Source organism: Ruegeria sp. BC5, from assembly GCF_056539205.1.
Window position 1 is genome coordinate 130,807 of sequence record NZ_JBQFUN010000008.1, and the last position, 21,240, is coordinate 152,046.

General features: G+C 57.8%; 24 protein-coding genes. 8 read left to right on the forward strand and 16 right to left on the reverse strand.

The features are described from left to right. Positions 1–13: 13 nt before the first annotated feature. Together ACR0LY_RS16820 and ACR0LY_RS16825 are read right to left on the reverse strand one after the other, a co-directional pair. A complete protein-coding gene (locus ACR0LY_RS16820) occupies positions 14–670 on the reverse strand; it encodes a DsbA family protein (RefSeq protein WP_170351070.1) in 657 nt (218 codons plus the stop codon). A gap of 14 nt (positions 671–684) precedes the next feature. Next, positions 685–1,191, reverse strand: a complete 507-nt coding sequence (locus ACR0LY_RS16825) for a DUF721 domain-containing protein (protein ID WP_170351071.1) — start codon at positions 1,189–1,191, stop codon at positions 685–687. An 81-nt stretch (positions 1,192–1,272) separates the two neighbouring features. Between ACR0LY_RS16825 and mutY the strand changes: the two genes are divergently transcribed. Together mutY and ACR0LY_RS16835 are read left to right on the forward strand one after the other, a co-directional pair. Beyond that, the gene (mutY, locus tag ACR0LY_RS16830; RefSeq protein ID WP_170351072.1) at positions 1,273–2,328 is read left to right on the forward strand and encodes an A/G-specific adenine glycosylase; all 1,056 of its coding nucleotides are present in this window, start codon (positions 1,273–1,275) and stop codon (positions 2,326–2,328) included. A gap of 59 nt (positions 2,329–2,387) precedes the next feature. Next, positions 2,388–3,524, forward strand: coding sequence for an alkane 1-monooxygenase (locus ACR0LY_RS16835; protein ID WP_170351073.1), 1,137 nt, complete (start codon positions 2,388–2,390; stop codon positions 3,522–3,524). A 78-nt stretch (positions 3,525–3,602) separates the two neighbouring features. Here ACR0LY_RS16835 and ACR0LY_RS16840 read toward each other — a convergent pair whose 3' ends face one another. The 4 genes from ACR0LY_RS16840 to ACR0LY_RS16855 form a co-directional block, all read right to left on the reverse strand. Next, positions 3,603–4,991: an adenylate/guanylate cyclase domain-containing protein gene (locus tag ACR0LY_RS16840; protein ID WP_170351074.1), complete on the reverse strand. Its 1,389-nt coding sequence runs from the start codon at positions 4,989–4,991 to the stop codon at positions 3,603–3,605. Positions 4,992–5,134: 143 nt separating this feature from the next. After that, positions 5,135–6,235 (reverse strand): site-specific DNA-methyltransferase, encoded by a 1,101-nt coding sequence (locus ACR0LY_RS16845; RefSeq protein WP_170351075.1) that lies wholly within the window; start codon positions 6,233–6,235, stop codon positions 5,135–5,137. Positions 6,236–6,343: 108 nt separating this feature from the next. Continuing rightward, positions 6,344–6,961 (reverse strand): ribonuclease HII, encoded by a 618-nt coding sequence (locus ACR0LY_RS16850; protein WP_170351076.1) that lies wholly within the window; start codon positions 6,959–6,961, stop codon positions 6,344–6,346. Between the two features lie 110 nt (positions 6,962–7,071). Beyond that, complete coding sequence (locus ACR0LY_RS16855; RefSeq protein ID WP_170351077.1) at positions 7,072–7,560, reverse strand: hypothetical protein; 489 nt, start codon at positions 7,558–7,560, stop codon at positions 7,072–7,074. 176 nt (positions 7,561–7,736) lie between these two features. Between ACR0LY_RS16855 and ACR0LY_RS16860 the strand changes: the two genes are divergently transcribed. From ACR0LY_RS16860 to ACR0LY_RS16870, 3 genes are all read left to right on the forward strand, one after another. Beyond that, on the forward strand, positions 7,737–8,024 hold the full coding sequence (locus tag ACR0LY_RS16860) for a hypothetical protein (protein WP_170351078.1): 288 nt from the start codon (positions 7,737–7,739) through the stop codon (positions 8,022–8,024). After that, positions 7,996–8,697, forward strand: coding sequence for a winged helix-turn-helix domain-containing protein (locus ACR0LY_RS16865; RefSeq protein ID WP_170351079.1), 702 nt, complete (start codon positions 7,996–7,998; stop codon positions 8,695–8,697). The genes ACR0LY_RS16860 and ACR0LY_RS16865 overlap by 29 nt, the downstream gene beginning before the upstream one ends. Positions 8,698–8,803: 106 nt before the next feature. Then, positions 8,804–10,375 carry a DUF427 domain-containing protein gene (locus ACR0LY_RS16870; RefSeq protein WP_170351138.1) on the forward strand — a complete coding sequence of 524 codons (1,572 nt, stop codon included), beginning with the start codon at positions 8,804–8,806 and terminating at the stop codon, positions 10,373–10,375. Positions 10,376–10,407: 32 nt separating this feature from the next. Here ACR0LY_RS16870 and ACR0LY_RS16875 read toward each other — a convergent pair whose 3' ends face one another. The 6 genes from ACR0LY_RS16875 to ACR0LY_RS16900 form a co-directional block, all read right to left on the reverse strand. Further along, positions 10,408–11,199, reverse strand: coding sequence for a DUF1217 domain-containing protein (locus ACR0LY_RS16875; RefSeq protein ID WP_170351080.1), 792 nt, complete (start codon positions 11,197–11,199; stop codon positions 10,408–10,410). Further along, positions 11,196–11,597 carry a flagellar biosynthesis repressor FlbT gene (gene flbT, locus ACR0LY_RS16880; RefSeq protein WP_170351081.1) on the reverse strand — a complete coding sequence of 134 codons (402 nt, stop codon included), beginning with the start codon at positions 11,595–11,597 and terminating at the stop codon, positions 11,196–11,198. The genes ACR0LY_RS16875 and flbT overlap by 4 nt, the downstream gene beginning before the upstream one ends. Further along, the gene (flaF, locus tag ACR0LY_RS16885; protein WP_170351082.1) at positions 11,597–11,971 is read right to left on the reverse strand and encodes a flagellar biosynthesis regulator FlaF; all 375 of its coding nucleotides are present in this window, start codon (positions 11,969–11,971) and stop codon (positions 11,597–11,599) included. The genes flbT and flaF overlap by 1 nt, the downstream gene beginning before the upstream one ends. A gap of 77 nt (positions 11,972–12,048) precedes the next feature. Next, positions 12,049–13,296, reverse strand: coding sequence for a flagellin (locus tag ACR0LY_RS16890; protein ID WP_170351083.1), 1,248 nt, complete (start codon positions 13,294–13,296; stop codon positions 12,049–12,051). 209 nt (positions 13,297–13,505) lie between these two features. Then, entirely contained in the window at positions 13,506–13,865 is a 360-nt protein-coding gene (locus ACR0LY_RS16895) for a flagellar export chaperone FlgN (RefSeq protein WP_170351084.1), read from the reverse strand. After that, positions 13,849–14,130: a rod-binding protein gene (locus ACR0LY_RS16900; protein ID WP_170351085.1), complete on the reverse strand. Its 282-nt coding sequence runs from the start codon at positions 14,128–14,130 to the stop codon at positions 13,849–13,851. The genes ACR0LY_RS16895 and ACR0LY_RS16900 overlap by 17 nt, the downstream gene beginning before the upstream one ends. 111 nt (positions 14,131–14,241) lie before the next feature. Here ACR0LY_RS16900 and ACR0LY_RS16905 point away from each other — a divergent pair, with 111 nt between their 5' ends. The 3 genes from ACR0LY_RS16905 to ACR0LY_RS16915 all read left to right on the forward strand — a co-directional run bounded on the left by ACR0LY_RS16905 (position 14,242) and on the right by ACR0LY_RS16915 (position 17,066). Then, entirely contained in the window at positions 14,242–15,471 is a 1,230-nt protein-coding gene (locus ACR0LY_RS16905) for a flagellar hook-length control protein FliK (protein WP_480567272.1), read from the forward strand. A 2-nt stretch (positions 15,472–15,473) separates the two neighbouring features. After that, complete coding sequence (locus ACR0LY_RS16910) at positions 15,474–16,139, forward strand: flagellar hook capping FlgD N-terminal domain-containing protein (RefSeq protein WP_170351087.1); 666 nt, start codon at positions 15,474–15,476, stop codon at positions 16,137–16,139. An 84-nt stretch (positions 16,140–16,223) separates the two neighbouring features. Further along, positions 16,224–17,066: a phosphotransferase family protein gene (locus tag ACR0LY_RS16915; protein WP_254440253.1), complete on the forward strand. Its 843-nt coding sequence runs from the start codon at positions 16,224–16,226 to the stop codon at positions 17,064–17,066. On the opposite strand, the gene ACR0LY_RS16920 is transcribed toward ACR0LY_RS16915, so the two are convergent. The 4 genes from ACR0LY_RS16920 to ACR0LY_RS16935 are packed head-to-tail and all read right to left on the reverse strand — an operon-like array spanning position 17,061 to position 21,191. Beyond that, complete coding sequence (locus ACR0LY_RS16920; RefSeq protein WP_170351088.1) at positions 17,061–18,362, reverse strand: NAD(P)/FAD-dependent oxidoreductase; 1,302 nt, start codon at positions 18,360–18,362, stop codon at positions 17,061–17,063. The two genes, ACR0LY_RS16915 and ACR0LY_RS16920, sit on opposite strands and share 6 nt — an antisense overlap. Continuing rightward, positions 18,359–19,177 (reverse strand): ABC transporter permease, encoded by an 819-nt coding sequence (locus tag ACR0LY_RS16925; RefSeq protein WP_170351089.1) that lies wholly within the window; start codon positions 19,175–19,177, stop codon positions 18,359–18,361. Before ACR0LY_RS16925 ends, ACR0LY_RS16920 begins: the two co-directional genes overlap by 4 nt. Next, positions 19,174–20,064 carry an ABC transporter permease subunit gene (locus ACR0LY_RS16930; RefSeq protein WP_170351090.1) on the reverse strand — a complete coding sequence of 297 codons (891 nt, stop codon included), beginning with the start codon at positions 20,062–20,064 and terminating at the stop codon, positions 19,174–19,176. The genes ACR0LY_RS16925 and ACR0LY_RS16930 overlap by 4 nt, the downstream gene beginning before the upstream one ends. After that, positions 20,064–21,191 (reverse strand): ABC transporter ATP-binding protein, encoded by a 1,128-nt coding sequence (locus ACR0LY_RS16935; protein ID WP_170351091.1) that lies wholly within the window; start codon positions 21,189–21,191, stop codon positions 20,064–20,066. Before ACR0LY_RS16935 ends, ACR0LY_RS16930 begins: the two co-directional genes overlap by 1 nt. Positions 21,192–21,240: the final 49 nt, after the last annotated feature.

Consider the following 21,240-nt stretch of genomic DNA (forward strand, 5'->3'; position numbering starts at 1 on the left):
TCGCAACAGGCAATCAGCTGCCCAGTTCTTCTTCGATCAGCTTCTTGAAATCGGCATAAGATTGGTTGTCGACCTTCTTGCCATTCACAACGAACGAAGGCGTGGATTGAACACCGTCACGTTCGGCGTTTTCCTGATACCAGGCCACCAGTGTCTGCGCGCGGGTGCCGTCCTGCAGGCAGGATTCAAGCTGGTCATTGTCAATACCAGCCAGACGCCCGATCTTGCGCAACTCGTCCACGATTTCAGCTGGACCACCTGCGCGGGTCCATTCGGACTGACCTTCATAGATCAGGTCGGAAATGCCAAAGAACTTATCGGGGCCGTCACAACGCGCGACCATCGAAGCCCACAAGCCATATTTGTCGAAATACACCTCGCGATAGATGAACTTGACCTTGCCGGTGTCGATGAAATCCTTCTTCAGCTGCTTATACGCCCCCGTATGGAAATTGGCGCAATGCGGGCAGGTATAGGATGCATATTCGATGATCTCGACCGGCGCATCTTCGGCCCCCTGCACCATCTCGACGATGGTCGAGGTGTCAATATCGGCCTCTTGCGCCTCGGCACTGCCAATCATCGGATACGAAGTAGAGGAATTCGACAGCCAATAGCCGCCAGCGGCAATAGCGACAGCCGCGCAGATTCCGGTTGCAATACGGCTCATTTCTCAGCCCTTTCTCAGCGTTTTTGCTTGGATAATACGTTGCGGCCCAGACGTTCAAGGGCCGCGCGCAGATCACCGTCATTGACGTCGCGCGCAGTCCGGTCCGCCTCGGCCACGATTTCGGGATCGATTTTGGGTTTCGCCGCTTTCGGTTTGTGATCGAAGCTAGCCTGCCCCTCGGCAAATCCTGTCGGCGCGGTCTGGGTGATACGCACCCGGCTGATGGCGTTATAGCCATAAACAGCATTCACTTTGCCGCGCAGCTGTTCCTTTTGCATCTCTAACATCGGAGCCTGCGGGCCAGTGGTCAGCACCGTCAGCGTCGCGCCGATCCCGCCCTTGCCATAGCCCACATTCACCGGTCGCGCGATGGCGGCCATATCCTGGCCCACGATCTCGGCCCAATGGGTCAGCAGACGCGAAACGGCAAAGCCCCGGCTTTCCCCGGCGCGCCTGATCTGGCCGTTCAGCAATGTCGCGGTGCGTTTGAACCCGCGGGTCGAAGAACGTCTGCGCTGCATCTGGTTTCCAACTCCTGCGCCGCTATTGTAAAGGGCATGATATCGGACGCCAGCGAAACCCGACAGAGAGATAGATAAAACTTGCGTGACACTATTCAATATGACCTGAGCGGTGCGTTACTGGCCTGGTACGACCGCCACGCTCGCACGATGCCGTGGCGTGTTAGTCCAGCCGACCGGGCGGCGGGCATGATACCCGACCCCTACCGGGTCTGGTTGTCCGAAGTGATGTTGCAACAGACCACCGTGGCCGCTGTCCGAGATTATTTTACGCGATTCACCGCGCGCTGGCCTACGGTTCAGACGCTGGCGGCCGCACCGGACGATCAGGTCATGGGCGAATGGGCCGGGCTGGGCTATTATGCCCGTGCCCGCAACCTCTTGAAATGCGCGCGCGCGGTGGCCGATGAACATGGCGGCGTTTTTCCCGATACCTATGACGCCCTGCTGAAACTGCCCGGCATCGGCCCCTATACGGCCGCCGCCATCTCGGCCATCGCTTTTGACCGGCCCGAGACGGTTCTGGATGGCAATGTCGAACGGGTCATGGCGCGTCTGTATGACATTCACGACCCTCTGCCAGGCTCGAAACCCCTGTTGAAAGAAAAAGCCGCTGCGCTAACGCCCGACCTGCGACCCGGAGATTATGCACAGGCCGTGATGGATCTGGGGGCCACGATCTGTACCCCGAAATCTCCGGCCTGTGGCATCTGCCCCCTGCGCGACCCTTGTCAGGCTCGTGCGGCCGGAACCCAGCCCGACCTGCCGCGCAAGACACCGAAAAAGCAGAAACCCACGCGGTATGGCCATGTCTATATCGCTCAGCGTACGGATGGAGCCCTGCTGCTGGAGCGGCGCCCCGACAAAGGGTTGCTGGGCGGCATGCTGGGCTGGCCGGGGTCAGTTTGGTCAGATGCGCCAGCAGACTCCCCTCCCTTTGCCGCTGACTGGCAAGCTTTAGCAGGTGAGGTGCGCCACACCTTCACCCATTTTCACCTGATCCTGTGTGTCTGGACGGCTACGTTGCCGACGGAAACGACCCTCGATGATCTGATCGTTTTGGAAAAACACACTTTCCGCCCCAGCGACCTGCCGACCGTGATGCGCAAAGCATATGACCTCTGGCGCAACCGGTAACCCATTGTCTGTCCTGCCGGACTGTGGCTAATGTGCGCGCAGTCATCCGGAGCCACCCAATGACCGCAACAGATACCTTACCCCGTTGGCAATCGGCCCTGCCGTTCTGGATCTCATTCCTGCTGATCCCGCTGATCTGGTTCACCGCAATGGCTGGCGGTTGGTGGGTCTTGCTGGTGCCACTTTCCACATGGTGGGCCTTTGCGTTGCTCGACCGGCTCACCGGGCTGGATCTGACCAATGCCAGCCCCGATACCCCCGACTCGGTGTTGCACTGGTACATCCTGCTGACAAAAGCCTGGGTTCCGGTGCAATTCCTGACCCTTTACGGGCTGATCTGGTACGCCACGCATACCGACCACCTGTCAACCTTGGCTAAGGTTGGGCTGTTCTTCGGAATGGGAGTAATCTCGGGCACGATCGGCATCAACTACAGCCACGAGTTGATGCACCAAAAAGGCCGAGTCGAACGCTGGTTGGGCGATATCCTTCTGGCGATGGTGCTGTATTCACATTTCCGCTCTGAACATCTGCTGGTGCATCACCGCTATGTCGGTACGCCCCGCGACCCGGTGACTGCCCGCTATAACGAGGGGTTTCATCGGTTTTATCCGCGGGTGCTGAAACAATGCCTGTTCTCGGCCTTGCGGGCTGAACGCGAAAAACTGGCCCGTAAAGACCGCCCGTGGAGCGACCTCTCCAACCCGTTCTGGCGCTATTGGGCATTACAAGGTGCAATGCTGGTATTGGCCTTCGTGATCGGAGGTCTCTCGGGGCTCGCACTGTTCCTGATCCAGGCGGGCGTCGCCATCTGGCAGCTAGAATTGGTTAATTACGTCGAACACTATGGCCTGACGCGCAAACATCTGGGCGCAGGCAAGTATGAGCATGTCCAACCACGCCACTCATGGAATGCGTCACAGAAAGCGTCGAACTGGCTGCTCATCAATTTGCAGCGCCACTCGGACCACCACTATAAACCCAACCGCCGCTTTCCACTGTTGCAACACCACTCCGAGGACGCCGCCCCGCAATTGCCCTATGGCTATCCGGTGATGACGGTCGCCGCGATGATCCCGCCGCTGTGGCGTCGCATCATGAACCCGCGCGTCCGCGCTTGGCGGCGCCAATACTATCCCGAAGTTACGGACTGGACGCCCTATAACAAATCGCAAAACCCGCTGCCACGTGCCTGACCGCAGCACGCGTCAGCGTGCTGCCCGGCCCAACGATCCGCCTTGCATCTTCGATGCATGGTTGTTCGGCGGGAGCCCTCACCCGGTCATCACCCATACATCCATCGGGGCCTCCACCCCCCGGACCGCACGATTTTCGTGTTTCGCAAACCCCGCCATCAGCTCGGATACGTTGCGGCCTTCTTCCTCCAAACGGCTCCGAACTGCGTCGCTCATGATGACTTTTGCCTGAAATTCGCGGGTCTGCGCCTCAAGCTTCGCGGCCACATTCACCGCATCCCCTATCACCGCAAATTCCAAACGGTTGGCGCCGATATCCCCCAGAACGACCGCGCCGAAATGGACCCCGATCCCCACACGTATCTCAGGCTCGCCCGTACGGCGGCGTTCCACGTTCCAACGGTCAATCACATCGATCATCCCGCGCGCGCAGGCCACTGCATTACTCGCATCCTGCGGTGTCGGCACCGGCGTCCCAAACGTGGCCATCAACCCGTCACCCAGGTATTTGTCCAGCGTTCCGTGATGGCGGAACACTTCGGCCTCCATTCGAGCGTGAAAGCCGCGCAGAACCTCGATCACTTCGTAAGGGTCGCGCCCGGCGGCATATCTGGTGAATCCGACGATATCGATAAACAGGACGGCAATTTCCTCTTTGCGCACCTGCTTCAGCGGCTCATCATTCTGGCTCAGCTCATCCACCACGTTCGGTGAGAAATACCGCGACAGGTTTGCCCTTTCACGCTCCAACCCCGCATTTGACATCAGCAACCGATTGAGCCGCCGCATCGACACGCCCAATGTCACCGCCACCATCATGAATACGATCACCTGTTGAATACGCTGCGCTGGCATAAAGCTGTTGGGGTCCAGCAATTCTGCCACATCGGGATAGACAGCCAATGCCTCAGCCACACGCTCGCTGAGACCGGGCATCGGGGTTGCGACCCACCAGGCGATGATCCATCCAGCCGTCCAGACCCCTGCCGTCCATGATCCGATCGCAATCACCGTGCGCCAGGAATAGGCCAACGTACCGGCCGCCAGAATGATGAAGAAATACTGGAAATTGTCGAACCGGTACTGCATCGCCAACGGTCGGACATCGTCGCTGAACGGGTTGGGCACAATCATCCCCAGTGTCATGATCAGCAGGTCCACAAAGATCAAAAGCAGCTCGGTCCGCGATTGCCCCACACGCCCCGCGCGCCTGATAAACCAGCCGTTGGCGCAGATCAGCAGCAAGATGAAGTGATACCACAGCACTTCCCATTGCGGATTCAGGTAGATCAGCAGCACACCAGTCAGCGCCATCGCGATCCAGCGAGCGCGGACCGCAAGTTCAAGCCCCTCGCGCTTGTGTCGTTCCATCGCGGCTTCGGTATATTTGTTTTCCAGATCGAAATTGTCCGGGCGGGTCACAAAGAACCGGTCAAAGCGGGACTCGCTGGCTGTGGTATCCGACATTGCACAAGCTCCTTCACTTCACCGCAGGATACAGAAGGCCCGTTTCGAAACCAGATGTTGAAAAACAAAAGACCCCGCCGAGATCGGCGGGGCAAGGCTTAGTGCCTTGTGTCAGGCCACAGGCACCGGCGGTGTTGGTAAATTCAGTTCATCTCGGCCCGGATCTGCTGACGCAACACGTCAATCGGCACCGTTTTGCCGTCGCGTTTAAAGCACCAGTAGGTCCAGCCGTTACAGGACGGCGCGTTTTCCAGCTGCGCCCCCACTTGGTGGATCGAGCCCTTGACGTTGTTGCCCACCAGCGTGCCGTCGGCACGGACCTTGGCCTTGTGGCGCTGGTTCATGGAATACAGTTCTTCACCCGGGCGCAGCATCCCACGTTCGACCAGTTGGCCGAAGGGCACGCGCGGCTCGGCACGTTTGCTGGCGCTGACCTCCAGCGCCTCACGGTCGAACTTACGGACCTTCGAGATGCGCTTTTCAGCGACCTTGCGATAGCTTTCCTCGCGCTCGATGCCGATGAATTCGCGGCCCAGCATCTTGGCAACTGCACCTGTGGTTCCGGTACCGAAGAACGGATCAAGGATCACATCGCCCGGATTGGTCGAGCCGATCAGCACACGGTGCAACAGCGATTCCGGTTTCTGCGTCGGATGCGCCTTGTCGCCGTTTTCATCCTTCAGGCGCTCGTGCCCGGTGCAGATCGGCAGCACCCAGTCACTGCGCATCTGAACGCCCTCGTTCAGCGCCTTTAGGGCTTCATAGTTGAACGTGTACTTTGCCCCTTCGCATTTCGACGCCCAGATCATCGTCTCATGCGCGTTGGTAAAGCGTTTGCCGCGGAAGTTCGGCATCGGATTGGATTTGCGCCACACGACGTCGTTTAAAATCCAATAGCCCGCGTCCTGCAGGGCCGAACCCACACGGAAGATATTGTGGTAAGACCCAATCACCCAGATCGCGCCATTTGGCTTAAGCAGACGACGCGCTGCCTTCAGCCATTCGCGGGTGAATTGGTCATAAACGGCAAAGCTGGAGAATTGATCCCAATGATCGTCAACCGCATCTACCTGGCTGTTATCGGGGCGGTGCAATTGACCCTTCAACTGAAGATTATAGGGCGGATCCGCAAAAATCAGGTCCACCGACGCCTCGGGCAGACTGTTCATCACATCGATGCAGTCCCCGGATAGAATCGTGTTTAAAGGGAGCGCTTTTGCGCCCTTTTTAGTGGTTGTTGTCATTTGTACTGCCTCAAGTATCCACGGCGCTTTTGCGCTCATTTGGTTGAGACAAGGATGAGTCAAAGTCGATTCGCCGTCAATTTCTTTTTTGAATCAGCGACTTACAATTTACTCTTGATACAAGATATTGTGTACTGGCTTGAAGGAACGTCTATGGTGTGGGGTCACACCAAGATTTTGCAGCGCGTCCTTGTGTTGTTTCGACGGATAACCGGCGTTTGTCTCCCATCCGTAGCCCGGATGCTGTTGCGCCAAATCCACCATCAGTTGATCGCGCCAGTTTTTGGCGACGATCGAAGCCGCCGCAATCGACACAGAATGCGCATCGCCTTTGACCACCGCCCTCGCGGGGATCGTCAGGCCTCGTGGAATCATGTTCCCATCGATCAGCAGGTAATCAGGCGGCGGGTCCAGCGCTGCCACCGCGCGCTCCATCGCCAGATGCGAAGCCCGCAAGATATTGTGTTCGTCAATCTCGGCCACTGACGCCTCGGCAATTGCGATCTCGGCCTTCTCACGCAGGGCTGCCTCTAACGCGGCGCGCCGTTTCGCCGTCAGCTTTTTGGAATCGTTCAGCCCGTCGGGAATATCACTGGGGTTCAGAATCACGGCTGCGGCAACCACCGGTCCGGCCAGCGGTCCGCGCCCAACCTCGTCGACACCTGCGATCCGCAGAAATCCACGCGCCGCTGCGGCCTTCTCAATTTCATAATCCGGAGTCGTCATACCCCCGGAAAACCGCGTTTTGCCACCCACCGCAAGAAAAAAGGAGAGGGCAGCTTGCGCCGCCCTCTCCCGCACAGCGCTTCTGTGGCGCCGCTCCTGCTCGAAAACCGTTACTTGTAACTAACGCGGTATCCTTTCTGGCGCAGACAGCCGGGGTGGTATGCCCGCTTGACCTTTTTGCCATTCCAGAACCTGACCTTGCACTGGTTAGGCAGGCTATTGCTGTATTTGTAATGCTTGCCCAGACAGGTCTTCCCCAACAGTCGTTGATTGGGCGAATACCCTTTGAACGTGCGCAAGCATCGTTGCGGCAGGCTGTAACGCGCAACACGCGGGGGCAGCGGGCGTACGTGATGTGGCCGGTGCTTTGGCCGGGTGTGTACGTGTTTCTGGGGCGCCTTATATATGTGATTGTAGTTGTGCGTCACGTTGTTCTTTTTGCTCTTGTCGTCGAAATGCTTCACAGCGGCGCCAATCAGCGCAATGGCTGCAAGCCCGCCAAGAATATCCTCGACATCCGCGGCCCGCGCCTGAGACGCGGAAATACCGGTGATGGCAACTGCCGAGGCCACGATCAGGGCAATGAATTTCTTATGCATGGTGCTTGTCCTTCAGTAGTCTTGAGGTGACCCGGTGGCGGGCCGTGTGCTGATGACCCGACACTGGCCGCGCCTCGTTCAGACAGGCAATAACGGGCCGGTGTTATCCGATATCAGGCCCGCGAAACCCCTTAGGTTATTGAATATCGTGCCAACACATGCGCAGGATGCGGCCTATGAAACAGATCCTCTCTTCTCTGGCCCTGTTGGCCCTGATATCGCTTGGCACCACCGCTTCGGCGGCCGATTGCTATGCCGACTACAAGGCCAAGCAGGACAATCCGCTGCGCCTGCACTACGGCGTCATGCAGGTATCGGCTTGCGGCAAAGGGCAGGCTAAAAAAGAAGTCGCCCAGCGCCTCAAGGGGTCGGGCTGGACCCTGCTGAACGTCATGTCCGTGTTCGGGCCGGAAGGGTTGGATAAAAGGAAGGTCAATGCCGGAAAATTCTATCTCCGTTACTGAGGCCCGCCGATCTGGTGTCAGACTGGTCGGCGCGGGCATCGCGGCGATCGTGGTGATTCTGGTAACAGCGGCCATCTTTTTATTCTGGACCCTGCCCGATGCGAACGCATTCAACGCCCGGGTCGAACGATTGTTCATCGAAAGCGATCTAACCTCGCAAACTGAAATCCGCTTGCTTGAGATATTGGCGCAATCGGGCACCGCTTTTGCCGATACACTGTCCAGCTACCGAATGGTGATTTTCGTGTTGCTGGTTTTTGCCACTGCTATGCTGGTAACGGCGCTGGTGTTTCTGGTAATGCTGGTGTTGTTGAACCGGCGAATGGCACAGATCGAACGCACCGGCATTCAGGTCACCTCGCTGTTAATCAGCCGCGAGGAAAATACCGTCTATCTGAACAACATGGATTTCAAACTGACACCCGCGGCAATGGAGACCTTGTCGGTGCTGGCCGAATCCCGGCTGGACGACGAGGTCCTGTCCGGCGTCCAGATCGAGTCGATGATCTCGGGCAAAGACACCGCCGATTGTGACGAGGCCGCAGGTGCCACACGGATCAAACGGCTGCGCGATGCCTTGGGCAATCAGATGGTCAGTGAGTTGCTGGTCAAGAATATCGCCAAAAAAGGCTATATGTTGTCGATCGAAAAAGATGTGATTCAGATGGTCTGACTTTGCCGCATCGCACAAGGTATGTGTGATAAAATGCCGGTTATCCCCCTTGGAATGCTTGCCCCAAAGGCCCATCCTAATACCAAGCGGGTCAGGGAAACTGATGATGAACGTCCATACCACACCGCCGACTAAAGGCTACGGGATATCGGTCGAATCGCTGAAAGGTCGGATCGCGATCTATCGGGATGACACCCTGTTGGCCGAAAGCACCGACGCGAAAGTCATGTATGAAACGCGGCTGCCGGCCACAATTTACGTCCCGCGCACGGATATCTGTGTCGATCTTGGTGTAGAAACCGAGTTGCAGACGTTTTGCCCATTCAAGGGAACGGCGACCTATCACGATGTCATCCTGGATGGGCAACGGCTGGCCAACTCAGTCTGGGCCTATGAAGAAGCGCTGCCTGAAAGCGCCGCCATTCAGGGCTATGTCGGGTTTATGCCCTCGGCCTATACACGGGTCGACTTGGGCGAAAACCAACTGCGAGATACCGAGGATGGCAATATAAGCGGGCCTCTGATTGATTGGCTGATGCGTGGTGCATCAAACCTCAGCACGCCGGAAGCCTTCACCAAGGCATTGGCCGAAAAGATGTTGGAACACGGCATCGCGATTCAACGGCTCAGCATTCTGGCCTGGTCTCTGCATCCGCTGATCGCGGGCAAGCATTATATCTGGGAAAAGGGTGAGGCCGAGATTTCGACCAACGTGCCCACGTATGAAATCCACGATCACCCGGCCTATATCAACAGCCCCCTGCGTCACGTCTCGAACGGGCTGGGCGGCGTGCGCCAGCGGTTGAACGACGAAAACCCCCAAAACAGCTTCCCGATTATGGAGGACCTGCGGGCCAAGGGTGCCACCGATTACGTCGCCATGCCATTGCCGTTCTCGGACGGGCGGACAAATGTTCTGACCCTGACCTGCGATCATCCTGACGGGTTTACAACAGAAAACCTCGGGTTGGTGTTCGAGTGCTCATCTGTCATTGCCCGCTTTTACGAAGTTTTCATGCAGCGCGAGAACGCACAGGTGTTGCTTGAGACTTATGTCGGCAAACGCTCGGGCGCGCGGGTGCTGGGCGGTGAAATCCGGCGCGGCGACGGGGATGAGATTGATGCGGCCATTATGTTCTGCGACCTGCGCAATTCGACCAGCCTGGAAGAGCAGCTTGGCCGTACCGCCTATATCAACGTGCTGAACGACTTTTTCGAAACCGTGTCCGATATCGTGCATAACAATGGCGGCGAAGTATTGAAGTTCATCGGTGACGCTGTTCTGGCAGTCTTTCCCGAGGGTGAAGATTCCATGGTCGCGCGCCGAAACGCGCAACGCTCAGCCGTTGAAATTGTCGAAAAACTTGGTGAGTTGCGCCAATCTGGCTCAGACGTTCATTGCGATTGCTCGATCGGGGTTGCCTATGGTCGGGTCACATATGGCAATGTCGGATCGCGCGAACGGCTGGATTTCACAGTCATCGGACAGGCCGCAAATGTCGCGGCCCGGTTGGGGGAATACAGCAAAACGATCGGTCAGCGCATTGTCGTCTCGGCCGATATTCAGCCTGCATGCGCGGATGCTTTGTCATTGGGCGAGGTCAAGCTGCACAATGTGTCCCAGCCAGTGACCGCATTTGCACTCAGAACTTCGGCGGATGACGTGTTGAACGCCTGAGTTTTCGGATAGTTATCTGTGTCGCGCCTAGGTTACGCCCCCAGCAAAATCAGCGCCGTTTGAGCAGGGGAAATCGTGTTTTGCAGCTGTGCAATCTGGCTGCGTGCAAGATATTGGTCTGTCAGCCGGGCCACCGACGCCTCGTCGGTAAATTGGGCCAGATCGTCTGATCCAGTCAGGCCCGACAATCTATCCTTGAAAACCTCAAGCTGCCTGTCGATGTCCAACTGCGCGAAACTTGATGGCAGCCCCAGCGCCGTCTCCATCATGCTTCTCAGCGGCGGTTGCCCCATCAGATCGAACCACTTAGTGTCCGAACTGCTGTCCTGCGCGGCCAGATCCGCCAAGGTATGTTGCGTATAAAGCGATATGCGCATCGTCTCATCGCTCTCACCAACAGCGATTTCGAACCGAGACACGGCATTGTCCTGCGCAATTGCTTCCATAAAGGTGGTCAAACCCGTTCTGCGCACCTCGCCCGGACCCAGGCCGAAGGCTTCGGAAAACTCCCGATACCGCTTATCGGCCAGACGGTTGGACAATGCATCCTCGGCGCTTGTCCCATCGGACAGAATTTTCTGGACGAAATAGCGATTGTTGATGTCATCCTCTAGCCCGAAGGCGCCCAGCGCCACTTGCAGCAACCGCCTATCCGAAACCAATTCCTCAGCCGTCTGTACCTTGCCGATATTGCTCAGAAAGTACTTTGTCTCTCGTTCATTGACTGGCGAGGCCGAAAAGCTTTCGAGCTGCGTATCATAGGTACGCTGCAAAAAACGCCAGCCGACAATACCATCAGAAGGGATGACAGGCCGGAATGTCATTGCTGATACGCCATCAACCGTTCTTCACGCGGCAACAGCGCCCGCAGGGATTTCAGGCTTTTGTAATACTGTTCGGCCAGTAAAGCCTCAGTAGCTTCGGACAGAACACGACGACTGTCGGCATCGGTGAAGACCTGGCTCAACTCTTCAACCCGCCGCAAAAGCTGTTGCCGCGCCCGCTCAGGCTCCATATCGCCGGACAAGACAAGCTGGGCGGCATAACACACCCGCCGCACCGGGGTAGTCACCTCATCCGGATGAATGGCATCGCGCAGGCGCAGGACATTTGCGTCCGGCGTCATGATTGAAAAGCGGCTGCGGCGATCTCCGTTTTCGACAACCACGCCGTTGATCAGCACCCTCTCTTTCGGTGCCAGTTTCAGAACCAGCCCCCCCATCAGGTAGCACCCATCTGACGCAGGCCGCGCAGGACGGCCATATTGATCTCAAGCAGCGGCTCAACGGTCGCCTTATTGCCCAGAATCTGACTGCTGTGTTGCTCGGTGAATTCTGCCAGATAGAAGATTCGCGCGCGCAATTCATTGGGCAGCGCGTTGTCCGAGTCGGACACGCCAGTTGCCAGAACGGTCCACAAGCGACGATTTTCGTGTAGCGCGTGAACGAACCCTCCGAAATCGGTTTTGCGTCGGGCCGCCGCAACCTTGAGCCGATGCGTGATCTTCGAAATCGCCTCGTACTCGGTATCGCGCGGGGTGCGGGTCGGGGCGGCGGTCTGCGCGTAGGCACGTTGTGCAAGAGTTTGCGGTGTCACTTGAAATCCTTCCAATAGGCCGTCTTTTGGCGGTCAGAGTCGGGGCGCGTCTGGGCGCCCCGACCAGGTTCCGAAAATTAACGGAACAGCGACAGGATCGACTGCGGCGCCTGATTGGCAATCGACAGCGATTGAGTGGCCAGCTGCTGCTGAACCTGAAGAGCTTGCAGACGAGCCGAGGTCTCTTCCATATCGGCGTCAACCATCGAACCGATGCCGGACTTGAACGAGTCGGTCAGTTTGGAAACGAAATCCTGCTGTGTTTCGATACGGCCCTGCGCCGAACCAAAGGCTGCCGCTGCATCAATCGACGTGTCGATCAGTGTTTCGATGGTGCCCAGTGCGGCTGCCGCGCCTGCATCTGTCGAAACGTCAATCGAGCTGAGTGCGCCAAGCCCACCGGAACCAGCATTAGTGAATTGAGCCGACACGGTAATGTCCTGATCCGCATCCGCACCAGCCGTTGCCGTACCTGTAGTAAAGGACAGGGTGTTCGGCGATCCCGAGTCATAGTCGACTGCAACACCTGTGATGCCCAGCGCATCAACCTGGTTCTTGAGGCCAACAGCAACAAGAGCATCTGTATAGGCATCGTCATAGGTTCCAGAGGGATCCAGATCGCTGGCTTGAATGGTGTACGACACATCCTGATCACCGACTCGGATCGAGACACTATCACCGACTTCAAAGTTGTCAGTCGAGCTGTCGATCACAATGTCACCTGACCCGCCGGCTTTATCCATGGTAAAGCCTGCAACATCATTGTCGGTGGTCGCGCCTCCCGAACCTGCAAGTACGCCTTTGGCAGTATAACCGCCAATGGACAGGTCCTGACTTGCGACCGAAATCGACGACGAATTCACTGCACCAGTGCTATCCCGATCAAGTGAGGATAAGATCGAAGCAGTACCGGCCGAGCCGTCCACAAGGTTAAGCCCGTTGAACTGTGCCGCACCAACAACCGACGCAATCTGATCCCGCAGAGCGGTCACATCATCGTTGATCTTGCCGCGGTCAACGTTGTCCTCCTGCGCGGCGACGATTTTCTCTTTCATCTGCGTCAACAGATCGGTCACGGTTTCCGACGCGTTCCGCGCCACCGCGACGGTCGATTCACCCAGCGCAAGGCTGTCTTTGATCGCGTTGAAGCCCTTGACGTCCGACTCCATGACTTTGGAGATTGCCCAGACGGCCGAGTTGTCCTTGGCAGTTGCGACGTCCTTACCGGTCGAGATCGCGTTCTGGGTCATCTCCAGATTCTTGTTGACCGATTTCAGGGTTTGCAGCGCCACCATTGCGCCATTGTTTGTCAGAATGCTGGACATAGCTTTCTTCCTTTTCCGTTCGGGCCCTTTGCGCCCATGCTTACCCCGCACCACATGCGGGCTTTGACGTCTTTCTGATCAATGCGATCCGCCGTCGGGCTGTTCGCGCCACCTGTTGTTTCAGATGCCCGGCCACCTTTGCCCCTGATCCCCTAACGGAATGCTAAAGCCCCTCACTCAGAAAATTCGGATTTGAATCAAACCCGCTCCTATGCCCGCTTTTCCAGTTTCGCATTGCGACGCACGGCGTATCCGTTGCGCTGCCCGTCCGCTCCGTAGGTGCTGAGCTCCTGCCGAACGCGCCGCAATTCGGCCATACGGCTGGCAACGGCCCGAATCCCTTCGGCGGCACTGTTCAAAAGCGCCTGATTCCGTTCGACTTTCTGCTGCAGGCGAATCAATTCGGCGCTGTCCAAAACCTGCAATTCATTGATCGCACCGATCAGCTTTTCCTTTTCCGGCGCCATATGGCTCAGCCGGTCCAGATCCCCGTCGACAAGCGCGGATCGCTCAAGATCCAGCACTTCCTCAAGGGATCGGATCAGGTCGGTTTCAGAATTGGTCGGCATCGGTTTTCTCCATCATGGACTGGAACAAAATTTCGGACAGGCCAAGGCCGCCGGATGCGGCCAACGCACGCGCCTGATGTTGCACGAGGAAGGACGAAAACTGATCTTCGCCGGCACCGCCGCCAAAAGATTCGCTGGCCTTGCCCAACCCAGAAGACTTGAGCATTTCCGCCAGAAACGCGGCCTCCAACTCGACCGCCGCAGCCTGCAATTTCTCGGCCGTGGTGGGGGGCTGCGCGGTAGGAAGGGTTGTGGAAATCTTCATCACTTTCTCCGAAATTTGCATCGAACTTTCTTGATCAAAGGCGAAAGCGGTTAAAATAAACGTAACCTCCTGCGGGCAGATTTCCGTTCACACAAACGGAGTCGGAGCAAAATGCCCAACCCACTTTCAGCACTGTTGTCTTCGTCGGGCACCGCCGCGAAACCCGATGCAAAACCGCAAGAACCTCGTGCGTCCAAAGGGGCCGCGTCCTTTCAAATGGTCATGGATCAAGAGGCCGATCCGCAGTCAGCCGAGCCCGATCTCACCGACCTTTTGGTTCAGGACCCAGACTCGGTGTCAGAGGTGGACGACATCGCTGCAAACGTTGAAATTCCGGATGTTTCCGATACCCCCGAGGATCAGCCGCCTGCCGAATTGCATGCGGCTGTGCCGGAAGTTGTTCCGGCTCCGGTTGCAAAGACGATGGCTGAAAAACCAACCATGACGTCATCAACTGTTGAGGAGGAGACTGAAACGGTAGACGAAACGCACCCGCCCCCTCAAAAAGCCGACAGGTTGGAACCCGCGGCGGGCTCTGCTCGGCGTGCGGTATCTCCAGCCGTTCAAGCCATGCTTTTCGATACAGTTTCGCCAAGAAGAACGCCCCAGGCGGCCACCAATCCGCCAAGCTTTCCCGCCGGGCTTGTAACACCGAACATGCTCCCAAAAGAGATGTTGGATCATTCGCCCATCATCCGACCCGACCTGGGCGGACCAAGTGTCCCCGCGACGCCACAGGTGGCGCAATCGCAAGCGGTGGTGCCTGATCGGGCGCCAACACTTGCACAAATGCAGCTTTTGGCCACGGATCAAACCAACACGCAGACCGAGCTTCAGACCTTTCCAGAAATCGAAGAAATATCGACCACCAGAGAGACCCCGACATTGTCCTCTGCCCGAGATTCGGCACCATTAACACAGACCATTACATCGACGGCGCGCGCTGAAACGGCACGCGCGGTTGCCAATCAAATGGCAACCGTTGTTTCCGCGCGTGGACAGCAAGGCACAATCGAGGTCGCGTTAAACCCCGAAGAACTGGGACGCGTTTCGATAGTCTTGAATGGTCGCGAGGATGGTCTGCACGTAACAATCTCGGCGGAACGGCCGGAAACACTGGATATGATGCGCCGTCACATCTCGGTGCTGGAGGCCGAATTCCAGAACTTTGGGCTGGGCGACCTGTCCTTTGATCTGGGCACCTCTGCAGACGCACAGCAGGATAGGTCTGACTCGGGCGACGGCACCCGGCTTGCGGAAACGCAGGACGAGCCTGTCACCGAGGCAGGTCCCGCCATTCCGAAACTAGGCCCCGACGGCCGGATCGACATGAGGCTTTGAGCATGATCACCCCAACCCAATCGACGACGCAAGCCAATACCCAGGCCCAATCAGCATCCCAGTCACAGGCAACCTCGATCGCGTCGGATTTCGACACTTTCCTGTTGCTGATGACAACCCAGGCGCAAAATCAGGACCCGTTGGAGCCGATGGATTCGACCGAGTACGCCTCGCAATTGGCGCAATTTTCGATGGTTGAACAACAGGTTCAGAGCAACGAGCTTTTGTCCGAACTGGCGCTGTCTCTGGGCGGTATAAAGCTGGAGGATCTTGCCAATTGGGTCGGTATGGATGTCCAGACCACCGCAGCGTTCCACTTTGATGGCGAGCCTGTGACCCTGTCCGCGCAGGCTGAACCGGCGGCAGACAGTGCGGTGATGGTGATCCGGGACAGTGACGGCACCGAGATCGAAAGGATTTCCGTACCGGTGACCCAGACCGAATTTGACTGGGCCGGGACAACTAGCGATGGCAGCCCTTTGCCGACCGGCAGCTATTCAGCCACATTGGAAAGCTATGACGGGGAAGAGTTGCTTTCAGGCCAGCCTGTCTCAACCTACAGTCAGGTGGTCGAGGCACAGGTTGGCGAGGATGCTGTCGTGCTGACGTTGGAAAGCGGGCAGGTGGTTCCGGCAGGGATGGTGACCGGGGTCCGAACCGGAACTTGATCTGCAGGGCGGGACAGGCCAAACCAGTGCAAACTGCGACTCGTTTTTTTGGTGAACCCACTGCCCGCCCCGACACTCCCCCCTTTGGATCTTGTTGATGACCTGCGTCACCGAAGGCTGATCGCACCTGATGCTCAGTTTCAAACCCTGTATGGCGGTCGGACCAATAAGGTCTGGAAAGTGCTGGAAGAGAACGGCGGCAAGGTTTTGAAACTGTACCGAACAGGGTTGCGCAATCCATTGTTTCGCAACGATGCCGAGTTGGAAGCGCAGTGCCTAACCGCGTTGGAGCCGACCGGGTTTGCCCCGCGTCTGCGCGCGGCGGGTCAACATCAAAACGGTCGATGGGTGTTTTACGATCACGCGCCGGGTACGCCCTGGCGTAAGGACACAACCGACGTTGCCCTATTGCTCGGCAAACTACATGGGCTGGATGTGTCGGTTCCGGCGCCCCGCGGATGCAATGGCAGTGCGGATCTGGCCCGGCACGGCCAGAGCATCCTTAACGGATGCACCTCGGCCATGCGGCACCAATTGGAACAGCTAAAACCTGACGAACAGGTACAGCCGACCCAACAGACTTGCCTGATACACGGCGACCCGGTTGCGGGGAACATTCTGGTTGCGCCATCCGGGCTGACCCTGATCGACTGGCAATGCCCGGCGCAGGGCGATCCGTGCGAAGACATTGCACTGTTTGTGTCGCCCGCCATGCAGCACCTGTACCGGGGGTCAGCTATGACACCTGAGGAAGAAGATCAGTTTCTGTCCTCGTACAGACGCGCAGACATCGTGACCCGGTTCAAATCGCTGCGTCGTTGGTATGCTTGGCGGATGGCGGCCTATTGTTTGTGGCGGATAGAAAACGGGTCACCGGACTATGCCACGGGGTTGGAACTAGAACGCGCGGTGCTAGAGCGGTCATAAGTCCAATAGACCCATCATGGCATAGGCCGGCGGCATCAATGCGCGCCGCCAGCGTCCCAGCGGAAACCGCGCTGGGACACGTGTTATGGGTTCAGGTAGCCCGGTCTCTTGCTGCAAAACCATCCGGGCCAGCGCCCGTCCGCAATAGGTCCCCATCGCCACCCCGTTACCGTGATAGGCAAACCCGGCGAACATCCCCGGTTGATCCGTCACGGGACCCACAAACGGCGTTAACCCTCGCGACAGGCAGACCATACCGGACCACATATGGGTGACATCGACCGACGCCCATTCCGGGAACATCTGCCTGAAATCGTTCAGAGCCTTCCGGCGAATGGCCGCCTCAGCCTGCGGAGACGCGCGCAACCCGCCTCGCATTCCGAACAGAAACCGTCGGTCGGGCATCAGGCGGAAATAATGCAGCAAATGGCGGGTATCGTAAGACATCTGGTCAGATGTCCAACCCTGGGTTTGCAATTCTTCCTGCGTCAGAGGGCGCGTCACCAGAACCGTGGATTGGACAGGCATATACCGGCCAGCCAGCCAGGGCGGCACGTCCTCGCTGGAGTAACCATTGGTGCAGATCAGAACGTTTGCGGCGCTGATCCGACCCGAGGCTGCCTCCAAGTCAAAGCCAGATTGCGTCTTCCGAATTGTCTGCACCGCACTGTTCTGAAACAGCTTGGCGCCCAGTGTCTGGGTCATTTGCGCCAGCCCGAACAGGTATTTTCTGGGGTTCAGTGCAAATCCGACCGGGTTGGTGTACCCGCCATAAAACCGACCACCAAACCCAAGTCCAGGAAGATCATCTGGGGCGTGCAAAGTGCCCGTGGCCTCGGCCCGTTTGCGCAGCCCTTCCATCGCACGGGGGGTGTGGGCCAGTTGGGTTTCACCCTGTGAATGCACATCCGCATCTATGGCATTGGTTTTCAGCAGATCAGCGACAAGGAGAACCGCGTCCATTTCAGCTTGATCACAACTGTGTGCGGCCGCCTCACCGAATTGGCGGACCATTGCGCTGTAGCTCAGTTTTGATCCGCCCAGACAGCAAAAGCCACCATTGCGCCCCGAGGCGCCCCAACCAGGTGTCCGGGCCTCAAGCACCGCAACCGAAACACACGCGTTTGCCAGATGCAGCGCCGCTGACAGCCCGGTGAAACCGCCACCAACAATGGCGACGTCTACCTTCTGTTCACCGTTGAGAACCGGCCAGTCGGGGCTGGCAATCGTTTCGTCCCACCAGCAGTTGGTCCGGGGGCCGGGCCCATAGGTGTAATCCGGGAACAGCCGCTTCATTCGGTACGCGCAGCAGCCATTTCATCCTGCTTTTGCCGCACCATCGCGCGTTTTGTGACCAATGATGCGGTGATAACGCCCACCGTCACAATCGCGATCATGATCGTGGACAATGCGTTGATCTCGGGGCTGACACCCAGGCGCACGGCCGAAAAGATCTTGATCGGCAGGGTTGTCGCCGACGGCCCAGAGGTGAACGACGCAATCACCAGATCATCCAGCGACAGAGTGAAGGCCAGCAACCAACCCGAGATCACCGCAGGCGCGATGATCGGCAAAGTCACCAGCCGGAACGCCTGAGCGGGTGAACAGCCCAAATCCAGCGCAGCCTCTTCCAGAGATTTATCGAAGGTCACTAGGCGTGAAGACACGACGACCGAGACGAAACACATCGAAAAGGTCGTATGCGCCAGAACGATGGTCAGGATACCCCGATCCAACCCGATGCCGATGAACAGCAACAGCAGCGACAGCCCGGTGATAACCTCGGGCATCACCAGCGGCGCGTAGATCATGCCGGAAAAAAGCGTGCGACCAAAGAACCGCCCACCGCGCACCAACACATAGGCCGCGGCGGTACCCAAGATTGTCGCCAATGTGGATGAGAATACCGCGACGCGCACGGTCACCCAGGCTGCATCCAGAAAGGCCTCGTTCTGGATCACTTCGCCATACCATTTGGTCGAGAACCCGGCCCAGACTGTCACCAGCTTGCTCTCATTGAAGCTGAAGATGATCAGGATGATCATCGGGATATACAGGAACGCAAATCCCAGCGTCAGGGACACCGCGTTGAACCAGCTTAGCCTGTTCATTGCTCGGCCTCCGTCTGCTTTTGCTGGTTGCGCTGGAACAGCACAATCGGGACGACAAGGATCAGCAGCAGTACCACCGCCACGGCGCTGGCCACCGGCCAGTCGCGGTTCGAGAAGAACTCTTCCCACAGCACCTTGCCGATCATCAATGTACCCGAGCCGCCTAGCAATGATGGAATCACGAACTCACCAATCACCGGGATCATCACCAGAAAACATCCCGCGATGATGCCAGGACGCGACAGCGGAACAGTCACCAGCCAAAAGGCCTGCAGGCGCGAGCAGCCCAGATCCTCAGCCGCTTCGATCAGGGACCCGTCCATACGCTCCAGTGACGAATAAACCGGCAGGATCATGAACGGCAGATACGTGTAGACGATGCCGATATAGACCGCCCATTGCGTGTTCAGAATGGTCAGCGGGGTCGAGATGATGCCCAGCCACAGCAGAAACTGGTTCAGATAGCCTTCGTTCGACAAAATCCCCATCCACGCGTAAACGCGGATCAGGAACGAGGTCCAGAACGGCAAGATCACCAGCATCATCAGCGACGGCCGCCACTCGACCGGCGCGCGGGCCATGCCGTAGGCAATCGGATAGCCCACCAACAGCGTCAGAAAAGTCGAGATCACCGCGATTTTGACGCTGGACAGGTAGGCTTTCCAATACAGGTCATCCTCGGTCAGCCAGACGAAGTTTTCGAAATCCAGCTGGCTGAAGAACTCTTTGATCCCGGCCCAGCCCTGCGACAGGTCCAGCGTTGGCGTGTAGGGCGGAATGGCCAGTTCGGTATCCGACAACGAGATCTTCAGAACGATGAAGAACGGCACCAGAAACAGCGCCAACAGCCAGACATAGGGAACGGCAATCAGAAATGCACGGCGCATCAGCTGGCCAGCAGAACCGCGGCCGTCGCTGTCCAAGACAGCCAGACCGGGTCTTCCCAGGTGAACGACCGGCGCGAGATTCGACGGGTATTGGCCGTCTGCGCCTTGATGATCGTGCCGTTTGCAAGCTCGACATGATAGGTAGACAGGTTGCCCAGATAGGCGATGTCATGAACCTTGCCCTGCACTGCGTTGATCGCATCTGCCGGGCGATCCGCCGAGATCGTCACTTTTTCGGGCCGGATCGCCAGATGGCAGACCTGACCGCTAGAAAACCCATTTGCTGAGGTTGCCGTCAGCGGTGCCTGCCCCTCGGCCCAGTCGATCTGATAGGAGTCTTCGCCGTTGGCGGACGCCCGGCCCTCGATGATGTTCACATCCCCGATGAAATCCGCAACATAGACCGAGTTCGGGTTTTCATAGATGCGATCCGGCGTTTCCACCTGCATCAACCTGCCCTGGTCCATCACCGCGACGCGGCTGGCGACGGTCATCGCCTCTTCCTGATCGTGGGTCACGATCACAAAGGTGGTGCCGGTCTTTTCCTGAATATCCATCAGTTCAAACTGCGTGTCCTGCCGCAGTTTCTTGTCCAGCGCGCCAAGCGGTTCATCCAGCAACAGCAGCTTTGGTGCCTTGGCCAGTGACCGCGCCAGCGCCACCCGCTGACGTTGCCCACCCGAGATCTGATGCGGCTTGCGGCGGGCAAATTGTTCCAGCCGGGTCAGGCGCAGCATCTCTTCGACACGCTCTTCCAAGTCATGCTTGGGCATGTTGTCCCGGCGCAGGCCGAAGGCAATATTGTCCCAGATACTGAGGTGCGGGAACAGTGCATAGGACTGGAACATCATGTTCACCGCCCGCTTGTTCGGCGGGATCGGGTCGATGTCCTGACCGCCCAACATGATGTGCCCTTCGGTTGGGGTTTCGAACCCCGCCAGCATCCGCATCATGGTGGTCTTGCCGCAGCCCGAAGGCCCCAGCAAAGCAAAGAATTCTTTTTCGAAGATATCCAGAGACAGGTTGTCGATGGCCGTGAATTCACCAAACCGTTTGGTGACATTCCGGAACTGGATCAAAGGTTTCGCCTGTGGATCATTCCACGGCTCAAAGACGTCAGAGTTCAAAACGGCCCCCGTGCATCAATCTGGGAAATGGCACAGGGCGGGCCAATCC

Coding starts and splice junctions, on each gene's coding strand:
- ACR0LY_RS16820 (WP_170351070.1), bottom strand. CDS start 670: ATGAGCCGTATTGCAACCGGAATCTGCGCGGCTGTCGCTATTGCCGCT.
- ACR0LY_RS16825 (WP_170351071.1), bottom strand. CDS start 1,191: ATGCAGCGCAGACGTTCTTCGACCCGCGGGTTCAAACGCACCGCGACA.
- ACR0LY_RS16835 (WP_170351073.1), top strand. CDS start 2,388: ATGACCGCAACAGATACCTTACCCCGTTGGCAATCGGCCCTGCCGTTC.
- ACR0LY_RS16840 (WP_170351074.1), bottom strand. CDS start 4,991: ATGTCGGATACCACAGCCAGCGAGTCCCGCTTTGACCGGTTCTTTGTG.
- ACR0LY_RS16845 (WP_170351075.1), bottom strand. CDS start 6,235: ATGACAACAACCACTAAAAAGGGCGCAAAAGCGCTCCCTTTAAACACG.
- ACR0LY_RS16850 (WP_170351076.1), bottom strand. CDS start 6,961: ATGACGACTCCGGATTATGAAATTGAGAAGGCCGCAGCGGCGCGTGGA.
- ACR0LY_RS16855 (WP_170351077.1), bottom strand. CDS start 7,560: ATGCATAAGAAATTCATTGCCCTGATCGTGGCCTCGGCAGTTGCCATC.
- ACR0LY_RS16860 (WP_170351078.1), top strand. CDS start 7,737: ATGAAACAGATCCTCTCTTCTCTGGCCCTGTTGGCCCTGATATCGCTT.
- ACR0LY_RS16865 (WP_170351079.1), top strand. CDS start 7,996: ATGCCGGAAAATTCTATCTCCGTTACTGAGGCCCGCCGATCTGGTGTC.
- ACR0LY_RS16870 (WP_170351138.1), top strand. CDS start 8,804: ATGAACGTCCATACCACACCGCCGACTAAAGGCTACGGGATATCGGTC.
- ACR0LY_RS16875 (WP_170351080.1), bottom strand. CDS start 11,199: ATGACATTCCGGCCTGTCATCCCTTCTGATGGTATTGTCGGCTGGCGT.
- flbT (WP_170351081.1), bottom strand. CDS start 11,597: ATGGGGGGGCTGGTTCTGAAACTGGCACCGAAAGAGAGGGTGCTGATC.
- ACR0LY_RS16890 (WP_170351083.1), bottom strand. CDS start 13,296: ATGTCCAGCATTCTGACAAACAATGGCGCAATGGTGGCGCTGCAAACC.
- ACR0LY_RS16895 (WP_170351084.1), bottom strand. CDS start 13,865: ATGCCGACCAATTCTGAAACCGACCTGATCCGATCCCTTGAGGAAGTG.
- ACR0LY_RS16900 (WP_170351085.1), bottom strand. CDS start 14,130: ATGAAGATTTCCACAACCCTTCCTACCGCGCAGCCCCCCACCACGGCC.
- ACR0LY_RS16905 (WP_480567272.1), top strand. CDS start 14,242: ATGCCCAACCCACTTTCAGCACTGTTGTCTTCGTCGGGCACCGCCGCG.
- ACR0LY_RS16910 (WP_170351087.1), top strand. CDS start 15,474: ATGATCACCCCAACCCAATCGACGACGCAAGCCAATACCCAGGCCCAA.
- ACR0LY_RS16920 (WP_170351088.1), bottom strand. CDS start 18,362: ATGAAGCGGCTGTTCCCGGATTACACCTATGGGCCCGGCCCCCGGACC.
- ACR0LY_RS16925 (WP_170351089.1), bottom strand. CDS start 19,177: ATGAACAGGCTAAGCTGGTTCAACGCGGTGTCCCTGACGCTGGGATTT.
- ACR0LY_RS16930 (WP_170351090.1), bottom strand. CDS start 20,064: ATGCGCCGTGCATTTCTGATTGCCGTTCCCTATGTCTGGCTGTTGGCG.